The sequence below is a fragment of the Paraburkholderia humisilvae genome (assembly GCF_902859855.1).
Taxonomy (GTDB): domain Bacteria; phylum Pseudomonadota; class Gammaproteobacteria; order Burkholderiales; family Burkholderiaceae; genus Paraburkholderia; species Paraburkholderia humisilvae.
Genome location: NZ_CADIKH010000013.1, coordinates 74734 through 92047, shown reverse-complemented (window position 1 = coordinate 92047; position 17314 = coordinate 74734). Strand labels below are relative to the sequence as shown.

Below are 17314 nucleotides of genomic sequence, written 5' to 3'. Positions count from 1 at the left end.
ATGCACACTAAAGCGATCCACGTAATGCCCTGGCGAATCGAAGATATCGACCTGAGCCGAATTGATCGTCAGCGCGCCGTCGCCAATGAGGACCTGCTGCTGTTGCTGTGCGCGGCTTCTTTTATCGAAAGCGGTACAGACCTCTATACAACCAACCTGAGCACGTTCTTTAACGACGATCCTGAGGTGTCCGCATGGCTCAATACCGAATGGGAGCCGGAGGAACTTCAGCATGGACGCGCACTGAAGTCTTATATTGCGCACGTGTGGCCCGAGTTCGACTGGGACACCGCGTTTCACCAGTTCTTCGATGAGTATTCGAAGACATGCAGCGTCGAGGAATTCGAGAAGACACGCGCGCTCGAGATGGTCGCGCGCTGCGTGGTCGAGACCGGCACGGCAACGCTCTATCGGGCAATCGGCGCATGCTCGGATGAGCCGGTGCTCAAGCAGATCACCGACAACATCCGCACCGACGAGGTCCGGCATTACAAGCACTTTTTCAAATACTTTAAAAAGTACAACCGGATCGAAGGCAACGGACGGCTTGCGGTGCTCGGCGCATTGCTGCGTCGGGTCATGGAGATCAAGAACGAAGACTCCGAAATTGCGCTGCGGCATGTGTTTGCGATCCGCTATCCGGAGCGGATCGGCGACCCGGCCTATAACAAGGAGCTTGCCGCGCGCGTGAACAAGCTCGTGCGTCGCAACCTGTCGGCGGAAATGTGTGTGAAGATGCTGCTGAAGCCACTCGATCTGCCGGCGAAAATCCAGCCGGGTGTGCACTATCCGCTCGAGAAGATCGCACAGCATGTGTTCTTTCGATAAGTGCCGCAGACAGACTGATTGACGCTTTACCGCGTCGCACAGTCGTGCATTGCGCGGTGCGATAAGCGGTGTGTGTGCCGCCAGACGGTTCCGAATGGCCCGCATGAGCGGGCCATTTGCTTGTATGGCGCCCTCAATCGCATGCCTTTAACGTTGCCCATCGGCACGTATCGACGGAGATCCTCAATGACCGATTCCGCGGCCAGCAAACATACGCTTGAGCAGCAGGTGTTCGATCGCTGGCCCGACAGCCTGCGCGCGCTGTTCGACGGCACGTCGCTCGCGGCCAGGGTCGGCTTCACTGCATCGCTGATGACGACTGACGCGAACGGACGAGTGCGTACGTCGCTGCTCGGTATCGGCGAACTTTACGCCGCGGACTCGCGCAGCCTGTGCATCGCGTTGTGGCCTCAGGCGCGCTCGGCACGCGCGCTCGCGCAGAACCGGCGCGCCGCGCTCACGTTCGTGTTTGACGAAGCGTTTTATCAGGTGCAGCTGGAATTCGAACGGCTGCCCGGTGTCGATGACGCCGGTCAGACGTCGGGCGGCCTCGTATGCTTCAGGGGGTTGATCGGTGCCGGCGAGGCGCAACGCGTGCGCTACGCGCGGCTCACGAGCGGCATTACGTTCGAGCTGGACGAAGGAAAGGACGCGACACTCGAACGCTGGACACAGCAGATCAACTATCTGAAAGAGGTGGCCGGGCGCTCGTAACAGAGAGGCCCGGCATTGTCGTCCGCCGTCGCGCGCTGCGTCAGGTTCAGTCGCCGCGGCGCGTGTCGCGCGGCGTGCTCCGCCGCTTCGGCGCATCGCTGTGCGGCTTGTTGCCGCCGAGCAGTGCGCCCGGATTGCTGCCTGGCTTGCGCTGCGCATGCGCGGCGCTGTGTTCGTGGGTGCTCGAGCGCGGCTTTTCATGGGTGCGCGCTGCCTCATGGCGCGGGCTGTCCTTGCGAACTTGACCCTGCGCGTTAACGGGTCTTGCGCCCAGCGGTTTGCCTGGCTGCTGTGCATGCGGCTTGCCACTGCCCGCATGTTGCTGATTCCGCGGCGGCTTTTGCTGCGGATTCGCCGCCGGTTTACCCGATCGCTGTTGCGGTTGTGGTTGCTGTTGCGATGAAGCGGCCACGCGGTCGCGCTTCGGCGCCTTCTGCCGTTGATCCGCATCGCGTGCTTCACGCGGCTCGCGCGGCTGACGCGCGCCGCCCCCCTGACTGCGTCGCTGGATCGGCTCGGGTCGCGCATTGGGATCGGGCTCGAAGCCGGCGATCACTTCTTGCGGCACCGCACGCCTGATCAGCTTCTCAATGTCCTTGAGCAGTTGCAGTTCATCGACGCAGACGAGCGACACCGCTTCACCCGTCGCACCCGCGCGGCCGGTACGGCCGATCCGGTGCACGTAATCTTCCGGCACGTTCGGCAGGTCGAAGTTGACCACATGCGGCAACTGGTCGATATCGATGCCGCGCGCGGCGATATCGGTTGCGACCAGCACCTGCAGCGTGCCTTCCTTGAACTCGCTCAGCGCGCGCGTACGCGCTGACTGGCTCTTGTTGCCGTGAATCGCCAATGCGGCGATGCCGTCCTTCGTCAACTGCTCGGCCAGGCGGTTTGCGCCATGCTTGGTGCGCGTGAACACCAGCACCTGAAACCAGTTGTGCTGCTTGATCAGATGCGTGAGCAGTTCGCGCTTGCGGTCGCGATCGACCGGGTGCACCTTCTGCGCGACCGTCTCGGCCGTCGTGTTGCGGCGTGCGACTTCGATCAGTGCCGGCGAGTTCAGCAGACTGTCAGCAAGCGCCTTGATTTCGTCGGAAAAGGTGGCGGAGAACAGCAGGTTCTGCCGCTTCGGCGGCAGCTTCGCGAGCACGCGCTTGATATCGTGAATGAAGCCCATGTCGAGCATGCGGTCCGCTTCATCGAGCACGAGGATCTCGATACGCGACAGATCGATGGTCTTCTGCTGCATATGATCGAGCAGGCGGCCGGGCGTCGCGACGACGATATCGACGCCGCGCTTCAACGCATCGATCTGCGGATGGATGCCGACTCCGCCGAACATGACCGTCGACTTCACCTTCAGATACTTGCTGTATGCACGCACGCTTTCCTCGACCTGCGCGGCGAGCTCGCGGGTCGGCGTGAGGATCAGCGCGCGAATCACGCGCTTGCCCGCTGTGCCGGCGGGCGACGCGCTCGTCGATAGCCGTTGCAGGATAGGCAGCGTGAAGCCGGCAGTCTTGCCGGTGCCGGTCTGCGCGCCGGCGAGCAGATCGCCGCCGTTCAGCACGGCGGGAATCGCTTGCAGCTGGATCGGGGTTGGGGACGTATAGCCGAGTTCTTGAACAGCACGGACCAACGGTTCGGACAAGCCGAGAGAATCAAAAGACATAAGCTCTTCGTAATGCAGATGTGGCGAACGGTGGTGACACGTTGGCCGGCTCATCCAGCGGGGCTCATCCTGCAGCCCGGCCGACGCCGTTCGCGTAGAAATCGGCGGCACGCACGTTGCGTGCCGAATGCTTCAACGCGCTAAGCAGACACGTTGACTGGCGTTAAGTTGCATTTTTTGCAAGGCGGTGTCATGCGACATAGCGCGCGACACTGACGAATTGGCACAAACTGCCAGCGAGCACGAACAGGTGCCAGATACCATGTCCGTGCCGGATACGCTCGTCGTTGATAAAGAAGTAGATACCGGCGCTGTAAATGATGCCGCCGGCGACGAGCCACACGGTGCCCGCTGCCGGTAATGCTTCGACCAGCGGGCGGATGGCGACGAGCCCAAGCCATCCCATCAACACATACAACACCATCGATACGCTGCGGGTGCGCCGCCCGAGCGTGAGTTCCTGCATGATGCCCAGCGCGGCAAGACCCCAGCTGACACCGAATAGCGACCAGCCCCACGGGCCGCGCAACGTGACCAGCGTAAAGGGGGTGTAGCTGCCGGCGATCATCAGGTAGATCGCCGCATGGTCGCACTTCTGCAACACGCTTTTTACGCGCGGCGTCCGCACGCTGTGATAAAGCGTCGAGATTGCGTACAGCACGAACAGCATTGCGCCGTAGACGCTAAAGCTGACCACCTTGTACGCGTCGCCATCGAGAGCACCGAGTGTCACGAGCGTCCCCAGCCCTGCCGCCGCCAACAACGCACCGACGAGGTGGGTGATGCAGTTCAGACGCTCGCCGACTGGCACGGCGCTTCTCCCCGAACACTCAAAAGGCGGACTGCCTGTTACGGGCTAGCTAGCACGCCATGGGCCAGCCCCTGTAGGGCCACCCGCAACGGGCCACCCGCGAAAAACAAAGGGCGCGGCCCGCGATCTTCGATGGCCGCGCCCTGCTACATCCAACGCCGCTTAGTCGAGCGGCGCCGAACGCAGTTCGCTGACCTGTTGCGGCGACACCGGTGTGCCGTGGTTACCCCACGACATCCGGATGTACGTCACGACCGCAGCCACTTCCTGATTCGACAGCGCTTGTGCGAACGGCGGCATACCGTACGGCTTCGGATTGTCGCCCGTGCTCGGCGGATAACCGCCGTTCAGCACCATCCGGATCGGGTTGACCGCCGACGGCATCTGAATCGACTGGTTGTTCGCGAGCGGCGGGAACGACGGCGGCATGCCGAGGCCGTTTTCCGCGTGGCACTTCGCGCAGTTGTCAGCGTAGATCTTCTGCCCTTGCTTCAACAGTTCGGTGCCGAACTGTTCGCTGGTTTCCAGCTGCAGGTGTTCCGGCGCTTCGTCCTTCTGCGGGATCGTCTTCAGGTACGTCGCCATCGCATGGATGTCTTCGTCGCTCATGTACTGCAGGCTGTTGTGCACGACTTCGGCCATCGGGCCGAACACCGCACCGCGCTGCGACACGCCGGACTTCAGCAGATTGGAGATGTCCTTGATGTCCCAGTCGCCGAGGCCGGCTTCCTTGTTCGACGTCAGCGACGGCGCGTACCAGTTCTGCAGCGGAATCAGACCGCCAGCGAACGCCGCCGAATTCACCGGGCCGCCCATCGCGTTGATCGATGTGTGGCACATGCCGCAGTGCCCGAGGCCTTCGATCAGGTACGCGCCCCGGTTCCATTCGACCGACTTGGTCGGATCCGGCTTGAACTCGCCTTCACGGAAGAACAGCGTGCGCCAGCCGATCAGCAGGTTGCGGTTGTTGAACGGGAACTTCAGTTCGTGCGGACGGCTCGGCACATGCACCGGCGGCACCGAGCGCAGATACGCGTAGATCGCGTCGGCGTCGGCGCGCGTGACCTTCGTGTAGCTCGTGAACGGGAAAGCCGGGTACAACAGGCTGCCGTCCTTCGAACGGCCGGTGTGCATCGCGCGATAGAAGTCGTCCGACGACCACTTGCCGATACCGTAGGTGTCGTCCGGTGTGATGTTCGGCGTGAACAGCGTGCCGAACGGCGTGGCCATCGGCAGGCCGCCGGCGAATTCCTTGCCGCCGCGCACCGTGTGGCACGCGATACAGTCGCCCGCGCGCGCGAGGTACTCACCCCGCTTGATCAGCGCGGCCTGGTCGGCCGGCGTGGCTGCGACCGCGGTGCCGTTGTGCAGATGGTCGCCGCCCGACCAGAGGACCGGAACGAGCGCGGCGGCTGCAACGACGACGACAGCCGAGAGTGCGAACAGGGACTTGCGTTTCATTTGATGGTCTCTCCCAATGCCTTATTGCGGTTCGCTGCCGCAGGCAAGCGGAGTCTTCAACGAATTGGCCGGTGCCGGCACAGGGTTTTGCGGAGCCTGCTGCGTGGAGAGCCACGCGGCAACGGCATTCACATCGTCGTCGGACAGACGCGTGGCGATGGTGTGCATGCAGTCAGGCTCGATCGCGTGGCGCGTACCCGAACGCCAGGCGCCAAGCTGCGCGCTGATGTAGTCCGAATGCAGGCCGACCAGACCCGGGATTGCCGCTTCCATGCCGGTGAGCGCCTTGCCGTGGCACGCCACGCAGGCGGGAATCTGCTTGGCGGCGTCGCCGTTCAGCACGATCTGGCGGCCACGCGCGAGGGTCGCTTCGGAGACGGTCGGCTTGGTGGGTGGCGGGTACGGCGGGCGCTGCTGCGAGAAGTATGTCGCGATCTGGTGCAGGTAGTCGTCCGACAGGTACGTGACGAGGTAATTCATCGGCGGGTACTTGCGGCGCCCTTCGCGGAAGTTCTTCAGCTGGTTGTACAGGTATTCCGCGGGTTTGCCCGCCAGCCGCGGGAAGTAGTCGTTGTCGGTGCCCTGGCCATGGGTTCCGTGGCATGCGGTACAGCCCTGAACGCGTGCTGCCATCGTATCCGGTGCGGCGGGCTGCGTTTGCGCTTTCGCAGCGCTATAGACGCCTGCACTGCCAATCAACAGAAGGGCAAGCAGCGGGCGGAAAATGCGTCTTGAAGACACGCGTAACTCCATGAAATCGGGGACCTGACCGAGCTTCGAGCTGGCTCGGTATAGCGTACATAGCGACGAACAATGGCAGCGGGCGCTGCGGCGACGCAGCATTCTATCATCGATGACTGATGGTGACTATTTGCCACATAGGGCAAAGTTCAGCCGCGCCGCGGCTATGCGACAGTTTGACGCATTACTGGCCGGGGTGCTTTACCCACTGCGCGCGGCCACGCCGCCCAGTACACGCGCGAACCCTTTGCAGTCAAGCCTGCGCAGCGCTCTGCGCTTCCTTTAAGATGGCGCCTTTGCGCAGGGTTCTGCACTCATGGCCGCAGTGAGTCACGCAGTGTATCGCGTAGTGCGTCCGACCCGCGGCCGCGTCCTTCCACGACCTTTCAATCAGCCTTTGATGAACCCATCCGCTGTTGCGTGTCCGCTTTTCCCGCGCGCCGTCGCCGCGCTCGACGTCAACTTTCCGAATCTCCTATGACCCTCGGCGGACTCTGGATCGGGCAGGTCGCGATGGCCGCGCTCATGAACATCGCCTTCGCCTTCGCGGTTGGCACGGCGTTGCTCGCCGCATGGCTTGCCAAGGATGCTCAGGTGAAGGTTGCGCCCGCGCGGCCCGCATGGTTGCGGGCGCAACGGTCGATGCAGACCGCGGCGATCGTGCTGGTGCTCGCCGATCTCGGCTGGCTGCTGTACGCGTCCGCGTCGATGGGCGGCGTCAGCTTGCCGGCCGCGCTCGGCGTCGTGCCGACCGTGCTCGCGCAAACGCACGTCGGCTACGCGTGGACGGTCGCGTTCGGCGGCGCGGTGTTGCTGCTGCTGACGTCGCTCGCCAGCCATACCGGGATGTTGCGCAATGCGCTGCTGTGGCTCGCGGTGATCGCGGTGGCAGCCGGCAAGGCATCGCTTGGCCACGCGGCCGACGCGGGTGCGGCGTCGCCGGCAGTGGGCTTGCAGACGCTGCATGTATTGGCCGCGTCGGTGTGGGGCGGCCTCGTGCTCGCAGCGGGGTTCGCGGTGCTGCCGGCACTCGGCGCGTCGGTCGCGCGCGGCGTACTGATCCGTACTGCTACGCAGGTGTCGAATATGTCGCTGGTCGCGGTGGCGTTCGTGTTGCTGACGGGCGTGTTCAACGCAGTGCGCGGCTCGGGCGGCTCGTTCTCCGCGATCGACCAGACCACGTGGGGACATGTGCTGTTTCTGAAGCTCGCGCTGGTGGCACTCGCGCTTGTGATCGGCGGGCTGAATCGCTTCTCCGCATTGCCCAGACTGCGCCGCACCGCGTCGACGATGGACGCGCACACGTTTGCGAATCTGATTTATCTCGAAGCGATGGTGATGATCGGCGTGTTCGCCGCGGCGGCGGCGCTAGCCGATAGCGTGCCCGGTTTCGTCGCGGCAGGCTAAGCGGGGCGGGTGGGCATCAGCGCCGCCATGTCGTATGGCCGCCGCGTTCCGCACGCTGCTCAAACGTGAGCAACGAGTTCGAGCGTGGCCGCATCGAACATGCCTTGTTGAACCTCGCCGGCGTCGTCGAACCATTCGCAGATCAGCCAGATGCCTGGCGCAAAAGCGACCGGGCCGACCCATGTGGCGGTCATCGGGCGGCCGCCGGACTTCAGCGTGAGGACGTCCCCGGTTCGGTATGGGATGGTGTGCGGCACACTACCTCCGTTTTGTTCTTCGTATCGCGTCGTTTTTATTTCGCAGTCTTCATTGGCGCGCGGCACGGCCTTCATTCGAAGCCCAGCCGATGACCGAGAATCGGCGCGCAAACAAGCGCGATCGCGCAGCCCGCGGCTTTGCCTTCCAGTTCGGCTGACGCGGCATGAGCGTTATACACGTATGTGAACAGATCGAATAGCTGCGGCACGCAATACAGAACCGCAGCGGCCACGAAGCAACGTTCCACCATTGCAATGCGCCAGCCCCGGTCGTACGCGACCGCCGCGAAAATCACGCGCAGTACGCCGAACAGAACAAGCGCGCCGACGGCGGCTTGCTGGCGAATCAGGTAGTCGGGAATGAATTCGGTCATGGCGCTCGATCTGCGAAGAGTCGTATCGCAGACCATTTAGCAAGGAGCGAGCCAAATGCACCGGGTGTGTGGGGCAGCGTGCTGCCAGACGTTGTGCGGCAAGGATCTCGCGCGAGGCCGCGGGCGTCGGAGCGGACGCGGTACCCTGCACGCCGCGGGTTTTGCGCAAAAAACGTAGCGTCGGTGAAACGTTGCGCGAGAATTCACGCATTGCGCGTTGCGCAAATGAAAACGCCGCCCGCAGGCGGCGCTCAAGTCAGCGCTTGAATCGGTGCGATACGCTTACCATTCGGCGACGCTGCCGTCTGTGTGGCGCCACACCGGGTTACGCCAACGGTGGCCGACCTTCGCCATCTCGCGCACCTTCTCTTCGTTCACTTCGATACCGAGGCCCGGGCCCTGCGGAATCGACACGTACCCGCCTTCGTACTTGAACACTTCCGGGTTCCTGATGTAGTCGAGCAGGTCATTGCCCTGGTTGTAGTGAATGCCGAGGCTCTGTTCCTGAATAAATGCGTTATAGCTGACCGCGTCGATCTGCAGGCACGTCGCCAGCGCGATCGGTCCAAGCGGGCAGTGCAGCGCGACCGCGACGTCGTACGCTTCGGCCATCGACGCGATCTTCCGGCATTCGGTGATGCCGCCCGCATGCGATGCGTCCGGCTGGATGATGTCGACGTAGCCGCTGGCGAGGATGTGCTTGAAGTCCCAGCGCGAGTAGAGACGCTCGCCGAGCGCGATCGGCGTGCTGGTCTGATTGACGATGTCGCGCAGCGCCTCGGCGTTTTCGGATAGCACCGGCTCTTCGATAAACATCAGCTTGTACGGATCGAGCTCTTTGGCCAGCACCTTCGCCATCGGCTTGTGGACGCGGCCATGGAAGTCGACGCCGATGCCGACATTCGGACCTACCGCCTCGCGCACCGCGGCGACGTTATCGATCACGCCTTGAACTTTGTCAAATGTGTCGATGATCTGCAGCTCTTCGGAGCCGTTCATCTTCACTGCCTTGAAGCCGCGCTCGACCACCGCGCGCGCGTTATTCGCGACGTCGCTCGGCCGGTCACCGCCGATCCACGAGTACACCTTGATCCGGTCGCGCACCTGGCCACCGAGCAGCGTGTGCACCGGCACGCCGTGGAACTTGCCCTTGATGTCCCACAGCGCCTGGTCGACGCCGGCGATTGCACTCATCGTGATCGGGCCGCCGCGATAGAAGCCGGCGCGGTACATCACCTGCCAGTGGTCTTCGATCAGCCGCGGGTCCTTGCCGATCAGATAGTCGGACAGTTCGTCGACGGCGGTCGCGACCGTGTGGGCACGCCCTTCGACGACCGGCTCACCCCATCCGACGATGCCTTCATCGGTTTCGATCTTCACGAAGCACCAGCGCGGCGGGACGATAAAGGTTTCGATGCGGGTGATTTTCATGGCGCGTCTCCTTTGATATGCGGCCGAATGTCGGGGTTGGCTGGGTTTCCTGGGGGTTTCCGGTGGACTGCTGGGGTCCGGGGAGCCACATGCTACAACAAAATCGCCTTTAAATACTATTAATAGTATTATTTGGGACGCTGGCCTTCAAAAAAGACCCACCCGGCTCGCCGGACACGAGGAGAACCGTCATTCAGCGAGATCTGCACGGCCGCGTCGCCTATCAGCTGGCGACTGCCATTCTGCGCGGCGACTATGCGCCGGAATCGATCCTGCCGCGCGAGGCGGAATTGATGGAGACGTTTGGCGTCAGCCGCACCGTATTGCGTGAGGCGTTGCGCACGTTGACATCGAAAGGGCTGGTCGAATCGCGGCCGCGCGTCGGCACGCGGGTGCGGCCGAAGGGCGCATGGAATCTGCTCGATGTCGACGTGCTCGACTGGTACTCGCGCGTCGCGCCGCCGGTAGACTTTGCGCTGAAGCTGCAGGCCATGCGCGAGATGATCGAGCCATATGCGGCGGGGCTTGCGGCTGCGTCGCGCAGCGAGGCATCGTTTGCCGCGCTTGATGCCGCGCATGCGGCGATGGTCGCCGCGCGCAATGTCGACGAATGGGTGCGCGCGGATCTCGCATTCCATCTGAGTGTGCTCGCGGCGTGCAGCAACGAGTTGCTGATTCCGCTCGGGACGCTGATCGAACGCACGCTCGAAGCGCAACTCAGGCTCAATGCGAAACGCGCCGACGTATTCAATGCATCGCTCGCTGAACATACGGCGGTGTTCGAAGCGATCCGCGCTCGCGATGCGTCGCGCGCACGTGCTGCGATGGCGTCATTGCTCGGCGTGACGCGCGCACGTATCGAAGCATGACGTCACGACGTGACGCGCTGTGCTGCCTGAACGCGACCACGCGTTGAACACGCGGCGCGTTATGCGCGAAGCTGCGCTGTCAGAAACTCGACAAACACGCGCACCCGTGCCGACATCTGATGCTGCGACGAGTAGACCGCGAAGATATCGGCGTCCGGTGTTCGATACTCAGGCAGTACATGAACGAGCGCGCCGCTGCGCAAATACTCGACGATGTCCCACTCCGCGCGCATCAGAATGCCGTGGCCGTCCAGTGCCCATTTCACCGCGATCTCGCCGTCGTTGGTCGTCAGATTGCCGCGCACACGTACCGCGGTGGTCTTTTGCACGGCGCCGCGGCCGCTCGTTAAACGCCAGATGCCATAGCCGTCGTCGCCCTGGCGAATGCCGATGCAGTTGTGATGCGCAAGATCGGCCGGCGTTTTCGGCATCTTGTGCCGCTTGAAATAGGCGGGCGCCGCGCACAGCAGGCGCCGGTTCGGTGCGATGCGCTTCGCGATGACACGCGCATCGGGCGGCTCGCCAAAGCGGACGCAGACGTCGAACACGTCGCTGCTGATGGGCGGAGGGTCCACCGACAACTGCAATTGCACGTCCACTTCCGGATAGCGCTGCACGAAGCGCGAGATGACCGGTGCGATATGACTACGGCCGAAGCCGAGCGTCGCGTTCACGCGGAGTAGTCCCTTTGGCGCCGCACGCGCGCCGCCCAGCAGTTGTGCGAGCTCATCCATCTCGCCAAGAATCCGGCGCGCGTGCGCCAGGTAGATTTCGCCTTCCGCGGTGAGACTCATGCGGCGCGTCGTGCGATTGACGAGCGCCACGCCGGCGCGCGCCTCCATTTGCGCGAGGTGTTTGCTCACCGCCGCCGTGGTGATGCCCAGCTCGCGCGCGGTCGCGGTCAGGCTGCCGCGCCCCGCGAGCACGGAGAAAAACGCAAGGTCTTCCGGTTGCACTGAGCCGCTCATTTTCACACCGGATTGTTAACCTGCGGTTAAAGGTGGTTTAAGTCTAGCAGCGCGCGCAGCGGGCGTCGATTCCCTACGATGCACTTACCCCCTCACCCGACCTGCGCACGAACGCGCAGCGCGTTATTCCACAGGAGACACCTCAGCATGAAGACCTATCGCATCGCGACGATTCCCGGCGACGGCATCGGCAAGGAGGTCGTGCCCGCTGGCCAGCAGGTTCTCGAAGCGCTGGCCGCGCCCAGCGACACGTTCCGCTTCGAGTTCGAGAACTTCGATTGGGGCGGCGACTACTACCGCCAGTACGGCGTGATGATGCCCGCCGACGGTCTCGACGCGTTGCGCAACAAGGACGCGATTCTGTTCGGCTCGGCCGGCGATCCGCATATTCCCGACCACATCACGCTGTGGGGTCTGCGGCTGAAGATCTGCCAGGGCTTCGATCAGTACGCGAACGTGCGGCCGACCCGGATCCTGCCCGGCATCGATGCGCCGCTCAAGCGTTGCAAGCCCGCCGATCTCGACTGGGTGATCGTGCGCGAAAACTCCGAAGGCGAATACGCGGGCATCGGCGGACGTGCGCATCAGGGCCATCCGATCGAAGTGGCGACGGATGTGTCGATGATGACGCGCGCGGGCGTCGAACGCGTGCTGCGCTTCGCGTTCCGTCTTGCGCAATCGCGCCCGCGCAAATTGCTGACGGTGATTACGAAGAGCAATGCGCAGCGTCACGCGATGGTGATGTGGGATGAAATCGCCGTGCAGGTCTCGCGCGAGTTTCCGGATGTGAAGTGGGACAAGGAACTCGTCGACGCGGCGACCGCGCGCATGGTGAACCGTCCCGCATCGCTCGACACGATCGTCGCGACGAATCTGCACGCGGACATTCTGAGCGATCTCGCTGCCGCGCTGGCGGGCAGCCTCGGGATTGCACCGACCGCGAATCTCGATCCGGAGCGCCGCTATCCGTCGATGTTCGAGCCGATTCACGGTTCCGCGTTCGACATCATGGGCAAGGGGCTGGCGAATCCGGTCGGCACGTTCTGGTCGGTCGTGATGATGCTCGAGCATCTCGGCGAAGCGGATGTGGCAAAGCGCCTGATGGACGCGATCGAGCATGTGACGGCGAACCCATCGCTGCACACCGGCGATCTTGGCGGCACCGCGACGACCGCGCAGGTGACCGACGCGGTATGCAAACACATAGCCGCGCATACGCGCCCGGCGCTTGCCGCCTGAGCGCGTGCGCCAGCACGTAGACGTTTCGACGCGACGCGGCGGCGGCCCACCGCACAGACGGTGCCCGCTCGCGCGCCTCTTGCGATGTCGCAAGCGGCGCACGCGCATCTGAAGGAGCACGCCCTCCTCAACACAAAAACAAGCGTGCTGCGCCCGCAGAGGCGACGGCGCGGCCAACCGGAGACATCGCATGGCCGATTTGCAATCACGCGAGTCGCACGCTCGCGAATCACAAGCCCGCGAATTACAGGCACGCGTCGTGCGCAAACTCACCTGGCGCATCCTGCCGTTCGTGATGCTGCTTTACTTCGTCAGCTTCCTCGATCGCGTCAACGTCGGCTTCGCTGCGCTTTCGATGAACAAGGCAATCGGTCTCACGCCGACCCTGTTCGGCCTTGGCGGCGGGATCTTCTTCCTCGGCTATTTTCTGTGCGAGGTTCCGTCGAACCTCATTCTCAACAAGGTCGGCGCGCGTATCTGGATCGCACGCGTGATGATCACCTGGGGGCTGGTGTCGGCGGCCTCCGCGTTCGTCACCGGACCCACGTCGTTTTACGTGATGCGCTTTCTGCTCGGTGTCGCGGAAGCGGGCTTCTTTCCCGGCATCATTCTTTACCTGACCCAATGGTTTCCCGCGAGGCAGCGCGCCGTCGCCGCCGCTGCGTTCATGGCGGCGGCGCCGTTGTCGAGCGCGCTTGGCTCGCCGATCTCCGGCGCGCTGATGGAACTGCCGATGATGGGTGGCCTCGCGAACTGGCAATGGCTTTTCGTGATCGAGGCAGTGCCCGCGGTGCTACTCGGTTTTGCGGTGCTCAAGGTGTTGATCGACAAGCCCGAGCAGGCGCCGTGGCTCGCGCCCGACGAACGCGACTGGCTGCTCGGCACGCTGCGCGAAGAAAGCCGCGAGCGCGGCCGTCATGCCGGTCATACGGCAGGCGCGTGGCGTGCGCTTGCTGATCCGCGCGTGCTGGTGATGGCGATGATCTACTTCGGTACGTCGGCTGGTCTCTATACGCTCGGCTTGTGGGCGCCGCAGATCATCCGGCAGTTCGGCTTCAGTGCGTTCGGCACCGGCATGCTGAACGCAATTCCGAATGGGCTCGCGGTGCTCGGCATGGTGCTGTGGGCGCGCCATTCCGATCGCAAGGAGGAGCGCGCGTGGCACGTGATCATTCCATGCGTCGCGGCCGGACTCGGACTCGCGTTCGCGGGCATGGCGCAGACAGTGGTGGAAGTGGTGCTTGCGCTGATCATCGTGAACGTCGGTATTAGCGCCGCGAAGGCGCCGCTGTGGGCGATGCCGGCGTCGTTCCTGTCCGGCGCGGGTGCCGCTGCAGGCATCGCGATGATCAACTCGGTCGGCAATCTCGGCGGTTTTGTCGGCCCGTTTGTGATCGGCTGGTTGAAGCAGTTGACCGGCGGCTACGCGGCCGGGCTGTATGTGGTCGCCGCATTCGTCACGCTATTCGCCGTGCTGACGTTAGCGATGAATCGCCGCAGCGGACGTGCGGCGGCGACGATCACCGGTTCCCGACTATAGGGAAGGCAAACGGCACGCCACGCGTGCCGCTTCTGTTTTGCAGGTTGTGCCGCTACTTGCGCAGGCGCGCAGCCTGCATCTGTCCGAACGCGTCGACAATCCGCTCGACATACGCATTCTTGTGCGCAAGCACGCCGTCGGTCGCTTCACGATGCACGAGCATCGTCGCGTTCGCTTCGAACACCAGCACGCGTCCATCATCGAGCAGCGTGAAGTCGATGCCCGCGTAGTCCAGATCGAGCCGCTCGCCGATTGCCGCAAGCGCGCGCGTCGCGCGTTCGCCCAGGGCGGCACGTGGGTCCTCGAGAAAGCGTCGCTCTTCGTCGAGCTTCCATGGGTGCGACGTCATGTCCGCTGAGAAGTAGTGAACCATCCACTGTGGGCCGATCGCGAGATGGTAAGGAAACGGCTGGCGGTCGACGAAGACGCTGCGGTACTTGCGGAAATGGCCGTCCGCACTGCGGGTGTTGCGAAACATCGTCAGATAGCACGGCGCGTTGAGCGCCCGAACCGCGGGCCATAGCGTATCGAGCGACTGATGCAGCGACACGTCTTCGCCGCCGTGCTTCGCGAGCGGTCGCAGCAGCAACGGAAAGCCGACGCGGCCTGCGTCGAGCTGCGCGGCGAGATCGTCGTGCGAGACGGGCAGGCGATCGATTCGCATGCACGGTGGAATCAGCACGTCGTCGAGACCGGCCAGCCACTCAGGCAACTGATGACGCTGTGTCTGCATGACCGCCGCCGGGCGGTTCAGCAGCGGACAGCCGCAGCGGCGCGCGAACGTTTCGAGGCGTTTGACCAGTGGCTGTGCGACGTCGGGCTCACCGATCGCGTTGAACACCAGGTCATAGCGTGGCAGTTGAAGGTCCTCCACCTCGCTCGCGCAATCGATCGCGTATTTGATCCGATAGCTCGTGTTAGCCGGCAGCAACGTGTCGAACGGCACATTGCCCGACGAGCGGCCCGCGCACAAAATCAGCACGCGATGCGGCGCGTGCTCCGCAGCTTCGACGAATACGCGCTGCAGCGTGTATGCGCGGCTGCGGTGCTTTTGCGCATCGTCGGGGCGGTTCAGCAGATCGAGCACGGCTGCGAAATTCTGATGCGCGATCGCAAGGTCCGGTTCGATCGCGAGCGTGTGTTCGAACCAGTGCAGCGCCGCCGTATAGTTTCCGCGGATGTAGTAAGAAGTCGCGAGATTGAAAAGCGGTAGTGCCGAGCGGATTGCCGTGATTGCTTCGACGCTTGCACCCGCGTCGGACGCTGTCGCGGTGATCAGGTTGGAGGTCTCCACCGCGATGCGATGCGCGAGATACCCGGTCTGGTCGCCGGCATCGCGCAACACGTCGGCGAGTGCTGCGTGCAGACCGTTGTTCAGCGGGTCCGCGTCGAGCGCGGCCATCAGTATCGCGATAGTCTTCTGCGTGTTCTGGTTCTTGACGGCTGACGATTGAGATGTGTGGCCGTCGGCGGCTTGCGCATCGGGCGCCATATCGATCCTTCTGGAATACAGTTGAAACACCGGTTACGGCTTTGTCTGCGGTGATTGCGGTTGCCGCGCTGGTTGCATCGCATCCGCATCGGCAGTCGCATTCTGAACCTTACGCATCTTGCGTCGCGAAAGGCAGGTGCAAGGTAAGCCCCGCAGCAATACGCGCCACCTTATGGCGTGCTCACGCCCATAGCTCCCGGGAACAGGCGGGAATTCGGCCCTTTGTTCCCGCGTTTGCCTTGCGGTCAAGATTGGTATCGTTGCGACTGTCCAGTACTCGAAATGGGCTCCGCATGGTGCCTGAATCGGGCTTGCGTTGCGTCGCCATCCGATCGCACACGCTGCGTGTCCGCGGGATCGAACATGAAATCCAACGCTCTGAATTTTTCCGGCGGCCCCGGCGCGCTGCCCGAAACCGTGCTTGCACAAACACGCGATGCGATCGTCGCGCTTCCGGACACCGGCATGTCGGTGCTCGGCATGAGCCATCGTTCCGAATGGTTTAGTGCGGTGCTCGAAGACGCGGAGATGAACCTGCGGCATCTGCTCGGCATCTCGAACGACTACGCGATCACGTTTTTGCAAGGCGGCAGCAGCCTGCTGTTCGCGACGATCCCGATGAACTTCGCCGCGCGCGGCGCCGCGCCGCCCGAGTATGTGACCTCCGGCTACTGGAGCGCAAAGGCGACCATCGAAGCGGCGAAGGTGACGAAGCGCAACATCGCGTGGGATGGCAAGGCCACCGGTTACACGCAACTGCCGGACCTGCGCACGCTGGATATCGCGCCGTCGGCCGCGTATCTGCATTACGTGTCGAACGAAACGGTGGAGGGCTTGCAGTTTCCCGCATGCGGCACGGGTGAAATCGCGGCGCCGCTGGTTGCCGACATGTCGTCCGACTTCCTGTCGAAGCCGATCCGTACCGACGCCTACTCGATGATCTACGCGCACGCGCAGAAGAATCTCGGACCCGCGGGCGTCACAGTCGCGATCATCGAGCGCGCATGGCTCGATCGGATTCCCGATGGTCTGCCTGCGATTCTCGATTTCCGCACGCACGTCCTGCACAGCTCGAACTACAACACGCCTCCGGTGTTTGCCATTTACGTGCTGATGCTGGTTACACGCTGGCTGCGCTTCGATGTCGGTGGCCTGCAGGCGATGCAGCGGATTAACGAAAGCAAGTCGAAGCGGCTATACGCGACGCTCGACGCACTCGGTGACGCGGTCACGATTCATGCTGACCCGCGCTGGCGTTCGCAAATGAATGTGTCGTTCACATTCGGCGACAAGCGGCTTGATCAGGCCTTCATTTCCGCGGCGCGCGACGAGGGTATCGTCGGGCTCGAAGGTCACCGTTCGGTCGGTGGGTTGCGTGCATCGCTTTATAACGCGGTCACGGAAGACGCTGTCGATCTGCTGTGCAGCGTGTTGAACGAGTTCACCGTACAGCACGTTTGACCGATTCCGTGCATGCGGTGCAATCTTTTCGTCGCGCTGCGTTGGC

Annotated in this window: 16 protein-coding genes; 7 read left to right on the top strand and 9 right to left on the bottom strand. The window is 63.4% G+C overall.

The features are described from left to right. Together HV796_RS15610 and HV796_RS15605 are read left to right on the top strand one after the other, a co-directional pair. Positions 1-828 (top strand): ferritin-like domain-containing protein, encoded by an 828-nt coding sequence (locus tag HV796_RS15610; RefSeq protein WP_175227405.1) that lies wholly within the window; start codon positions 1-3, stop codon positions 826-828. 186 nt (positions 829-1014) lie between these two features. Then, a complete protein-coding gene (locus HV796_RS15605) occupies positions 1015-1542 on the top strand; it encodes a hypothetical protein (protein ID WP_175227404.1) in 528 nt (175 codons plus the stop codon). Positions 1543-1588: 46 nt separating this feature from the next. On the opposite strand, the gene HV796_RS15600 is transcribed toward HV796_RS15605, so the two are convergent. From HV796_RS15600 to HV796_RS15585, 4 genes are all read right to left on the bottom strand, one after another. Further along, a complete protein-coding gene (locus HV796_RS15600) occupies positions 1589-3217 on the bottom strand; it encodes a DEAD/DEAH box helicase (protein WP_175227403.1) in 1629 nt (542 codons plus the stop codon). Positions 3218-3407: 190 nt separating this feature from the next. Continuing rightward, the gene (gene trhA / locus HV796_RS15595; RefSeq protein ID WP_175227402.1) at positions 3408-4028 is read right to left on the bottom strand and encodes a PAQR family membrane homeostasis protein TrhA; all 621 of its coding nucleotides are present in this window, start codon (positions 4026-4028) and stop codon (positions 3408-3410) included. A gap of 162 nt (positions 4029-4190) precedes the next feature. After that, positions 4191-5489 carry a cytochrome c gene (locus HV796_RS15590; protein WP_175227401.1) on the bottom strand — a complete coding sequence of 433 codons (1299 nt, stop codon included), beginning with the start codon at positions 5487-5489 and terminating at the stop codon, positions 4191-4193. A 21-nt stretch (positions 5490-5510) separates the two neighbouring features. Next, complete coding sequence (locus HV796_RS15585) at positions 5511-6242, bottom strand: c-type cytochrome (RefSeq protein ID WP_175227400.1); 732 nt, start codon at positions 6240-6242, stop codon at positions 5511-5513. Positions 6243-6707: 465 nt separating this feature from the next. Here HV796_RS15585 and HV796_RS15580 point away from each other — a divergent pair, with 465 nt between their 5' ends. Further along, positions 6708-7637 carry a CopD family protein gene (locus tag HV796_RS15580; protein ID WP_175227399.1) on the top strand — a complete coding sequence of 310 codons (930 nt, stop codon included), beginning with the start codon at positions 6708-6710 and terminating at the stop codon, positions 7635-7637. Positions 7638-7696: 59 nt separating this feature from the next. On the opposite strand, the gene HV796_RS15575 is transcribed toward HV796_RS15580, so the two are convergent. From HV796_RS15575 to dgoD, 3 genes are all read right to left on the bottom strand, one after another. After that, positions 7697-7894, bottom strand: a complete 198-nt coding sequence (locus HV796_RS15575) for a YodC family protein (protein WP_246355883.1) — start codon at positions 7892-7894, stop codon at positions 7697-7699. Between the two features lie 71 nt (positions 7895-7965). Further along, positions 7966-8268 carry a hypothetical protein gene (locus HV796_RS15570; RefSeq protein ID WP_175227397.1) on the bottom strand — a complete coding sequence of 101 codons (303 nt, stop codon included), beginning with the start codon at positions 8266-8268 and terminating at the stop codon, positions 7966-7968. A gap of 282 nt (positions 8269-8550) precedes the next feature. Next, positions 8551-9699, bottom strand: a complete 1149-nt coding sequence (gene dgoD, locus HV796_RS15565; protein WP_175227396.1) for a galactonate dehydratase — start codon at positions 9697-9699, stop codon at positions 8551-8553. A gap of 191 nt (positions 9700-9890) precedes the next feature. Here dgoD and HV796_RS15560 point away from each other — a divergent pair, with 191 nt between their 5' ends. Continuing rightward, positions 9891-10568 carry a FadR/GntR family transcriptional regulator gene (locus tag HV796_RS15560; RefSeq protein ID WP_175227494.1) on the top strand — a complete coding sequence of 226 codons (678 nt, stop codon included), beginning with the start codon at positions 9891-9893 and terminating at the stop codon, positions 10566-10568. 59 nt (positions 10569-10627) lie between these two features. Here the strand turns inward: HV796_RS15560 and HV796_RS15555 are convergent, their stop codons facing one another. Next, positions 10628-11536, bottom strand: coding sequence for a LysR family transcriptional regulator (locus tag HV796_RS15555; protein ID WP_175227395.1), 909 nt, complete (start codon positions 11534-11536; stop codon positions 10628-10630). A 147-nt stretch (positions 11537-11683) separates the two neighbouring features. Between HV796_RS15555 and HV796_RS15550 the strand changes: the two genes are divergently transcribed. Then, entirely contained in the window at positions 11684-12775 is a 1092-nt protein-coding gene (locus HV796_RS15550; protein WP_175227394.1) for a tartrate dehydrogenase, read from the top strand. Positions 12776-12965: 190 nt separating this feature from the next. Further along, entirely contained in the window at positions 12966-14315 is a 1350-nt protein-coding gene (locus HV796_RS15545; protein ID WP_175227393.1) for an MFS transporter, read from the top strand. A 52-nt stretch (positions 14316-14367) separates the two neighbouring features. Here HV796_RS15545 and HV796_RS15540 read toward each other — a convergent pair whose 3' ends face one another. Then, complete coding sequence (locus tag HV796_RS15540; RefSeq protein WP_175227392.1) at positions 14368-15807, bottom strand: ATP-grasp domain-containing protein; 1440 nt, start codon at positions 15805-15807, stop codon at positions 14368-14370. Between the two features lie 363 nt (positions 15808-16170). On the opposite strand from HV796_RS15540, the gene serC reads away from it, so the two are divergent. Beyond that, positions 16171-17268 (top strand): 3-phosphoserine/phosphohydroxythreonine transaminase, encoded by a 1098-nt coding sequence (serC, locus tag HV796_RS15535; protein ID WP_175227391.1) that lies wholly within the window; start codon positions 16171-16173, stop codon positions 17266-17268. Positions 17269-17314 lie beyond the last annotated feature (46 nt).